Annotated in this window: 3 protein-coding genes; all 3 read right to left on the bottom strand. The window is 64.1% G+C overall.

Features of this window, described 5'->3' with window-relative positions:
* On the bottom strand, positions 1-578 hold a 578-nt coding region (locus tag U9977_RS21910), incomplete at its 3' end, for an SCO2523 family variant P-loop protein (protein WP_322751167.1).
* Between the two features lie 2 nt (positions 579-580).
* Positions 581-2,431 (bottom strand): SCO2524 family protein, encoded by a 1,851-nt coding sequence (locus U9977_RS21905; RefSeq protein WP_322751166.1) that lies wholly within the window; start codon positions 2,429-2,431, stop codon positions 581-583.
* A gap of 400 nt (positions 2,432-2,831) precedes the next feature.
* On the bottom strand, positions 2,832-3,199 hold a 368-nt coding region (locus U9977_RS21900; protein ID WP_322751165.1), incomplete at its 5' end, for an NAD(P)/FAD-dependent oxidoreductase.

Below are 3,199 nucleotides of genomic sequence, written 5' to 3'. Positions count from 1 at the left end.
CGAGTTCCCTCGTCGAGGAGTCCGTCGTTGCCGTAGACGAGACTATGGGCTGCGACGATATGCTGCCTGGTCCAACGGTGGAATACCAGCCAGCGGACGGGAATCGAGCGGATTTCCGGAGCTGCCGTCGCGTTCAGCGCCATGTGCAGAGCGTGTGATCGGCCGGCACTGAGATCGACCACACACACCTTGAATTCCTGGTCCAGCCGCCGGAACAGTTCGATGCAGCGGCGTACCTTCTCGGCGGAGCTGGGGAATTCTGCCCCACCTCGATCGCCGGCGAACAACGCCAGCCGGCCCGCCTTGGCGTGCAGCGTGCGAAGGCCCGAGCGGTCGGAGGTGGCGCGGACGTCGACCTGGTACGGGCTGCTGATCGTTCCGCCGATGTAGGAGTGGAGGCCGACGTCCGCGCCGCAGTCGATTTTCGAGATCTCGAAGATCGCTCCAGCGGTGGGGGATCCGAAGTCGAAGTCGAGGTAGGCGACATCGTTGCCCGCGAGCGACAACCGGTAGGCGATGTTGCAACTCGTCACCGACCGGCCCGTTCCGCCCTTGTCCGAAGCAGCGAACACCAGCATGGCTAGATGATCCTTGCTGCGTCGATGCGTGCAACAGCCAGCTCGTCAAGTTTGCGGAGCGCCTCCATGGCAAGGGCGCTGGCCGATGACGGCCGCTCACTGAGAATCCTGCGCGCCCGCGTCAGCGTGGCCTCGATCTCCAGGAGACCCGTGTTCAACTCGGATCGATCATCGGCGTCGGCCTGCAGGATTTCCTGATTCAGCAGATGGTCGGCCTCACTGAGTAGTTCGCGGGCGTTGTCCACCATGTGCGTGGTGCGCAGCGGCGCCTCCTCGTACGTGCCGGCCGCGGCGACAAGCCCTTCGATCATGCGCTCGGTCAGATACCACGAGGGCCTGTTGTCAACGGGACCCCCCGCGGGGAGGAGGAGCTCGACCGGGTTGTCCCACAGCCCCGACCCTGGACCTTCGCGCAACCGGCGGCGGACGAGATGGTCCATCGTGGCCTCGGCGACGACCATGAGGCGGTCGCGGGCGGACACGTTCGCCGACAGCCTTGCGGCCTGCAGCGTGCGTTTGAGAAGCAGCGGCGCGAAGTCGGCGGCGCTCCAGAAGAGCTGCGGGCCCAGGTCCTCACTGCCGTTAAGGGTCATCTGTACGCCGGGCACGTGCAGCGCCACGGCGGGATCGCTCTTCGTGACTCGACTGGTGATCCGGCCACGACGAGCCAGTTCCTCGAACACCTGTACCGCGCGGGTGAGATCGTCGTCGGTCGCTCGCCGGTTGATGAGGTCCTGAACAAGTACCGAGGAGACGAGCAGGCTGTAGTAGTCCGACTCCTCGCCGTCGGAGGTCTGCCACGGGATGTTCTCCAGCGGCCACGCCTGATCACCGAATCGGGCGATGGTGGACCAGTACCGTTGAGTGAGGTCCCAGCGAATCTGCAACGCCTCGGCCAAACGCCGCTGCTCATCGTTGAGGAGGCCTAGCTCGCGAGTCCGGGGTGAGAGGAGGTCGTTGATACCGTCGAGCGCCACAACCGTGAAATACAGATAGGGTCTGGCTTCGGCAACACCGGAACGTTGCTGAAACCCGTCACTTACAAAGTCGATCCGCCCGGCGTTCTGCGCAATTCCCCAGGTCCATCCGCATTCGAACAGCAGATTCTCGTTGTCGAGGCCGACGTCGGAACCCACCCCGATCCGGACGTCGTCCCGTAGTCTGGCACGGACCCGGGCGAGGTTGTTCCGCAGTTCCTGGAGCACTATGCGTTCTGAGACTCCCGCCGCGTTCATCATATGGAGCATTGCGCGGCCGTACGGATCGTCCGGTTCGACGGTCTTCACTACGAAGCTGCGCAGGAGCCCCAGCATGGCCGCGGTGAGTCGGCGACTCGTCGACGCCTCGATCTCTTCGACCTTCCGTCTCACCTCGGGGCGGCGCTCGACAGTCGGCTTGTAGACACTGATGAAACCCAATGCCGCAAGGCACAAGGTCACCGACATCGAGTAGGCGTCGACGACGTCGAGTTCGAGCTGCTCGGCTGTGGCCGCAGGCTGTGGCCCGCTGGCTTCCCGCCGGAGGTAGCGGCCGCCGGTGAAGACGGGCTCCCCCTTCTCGTCCGAGTACCTGCCGATGTAGTCACCAAGTATCTCGACGATAACCCGAGGTATGCGATTGCTGTCGCCCAGTGGCTTCAGCGTGGTTCGCACATCGTCGGCGATGGCATCCGGGCGGTCGAGCGCCAGGTTTTCGATCGTGGTCGCCGGATAGAGGATGCATAGAAGCTGCTCGGCATCACTGATCGAGTTGGACTCGTCCCTCCCGCCCCAGACCCAGGTTCCGTCCTGGTAGGCGGTCGCCAGCACCGCGCGCCAGATGTCAAGGATGTGTTGCCTTGGCTGAATCCTCACCGTAGCCGTCCAGAATAGGTTTGAGGCGTTATGCTCAGGCGGCCGCGAATAGACTGCACAGTTCCGTAACCGTATGAGTACGCTTGCAATGTACCAGGGAAGCTGCTGACCTTCGTCGCCGGGACCGTCCCCTTCGGCGTGGCCTGTACGCTCCGAAGCCGGGCGCAAACGCGAAAGGTGGCCCTGCGGGTGGCTTTGGACCGCCCGTACCGGGCATCGTCGCACGAGCTGACTGTGCTCGCGGTGCGGCCCGGATCATCGCGTCGCTCGTCGGGCAACCGTCCAGGAGTCGGCTCGACCAGTGGCGGCAAGCGCCGACCTCCGCTACCTCTGCAGTCCACTGAACTTCACACCTTGAAGCTAGCGAGTTGGACGCACGGGGAGACAACCGGGATGACCGCTATTGCACATGGGACGGCGGATATTCAACCATCCGCGCCGTATGGTCACCGATGAACCTCGCCGGCTTGCAAAAATCAAGGGCGTCCTGCTGTTCAATGGTGAGGTCACGCCCGTCGAGGAGCGAGCAGACCAGTTCGGCGGTGGCGGGGGCGAGCGTCACTCCAAGGCCGAAGTGACCGGTAGCTGCGATCACTCGTGCGTCCTCCGTCACGGGGCCGATGATCGGATGCTGGTCCACGGTGGCTGGCCGGACGCCGGACCAATGGCGCTGTACCGTCCAGGAACGAGCGGTCGGGACCAGTGCGGTGACTCCCGCGAGTACAGATTCGTAGCCTGCTCTGGAGGGAATGCTGTCCGGTATTCCGT

The organism is Protofrankia sp. Cas8 (assembly GCF_963555845.1).
Lineage (GTDB): Bacteria > Actinomycetota > Actinomycetes > Frankiales > Frankiaceae > Protofrankia.
The sequence above is the reverse complement of the archived record's forward strand: the minus strand, read 5'-3'. Positions and strand labels throughout refer to the sequence as shown.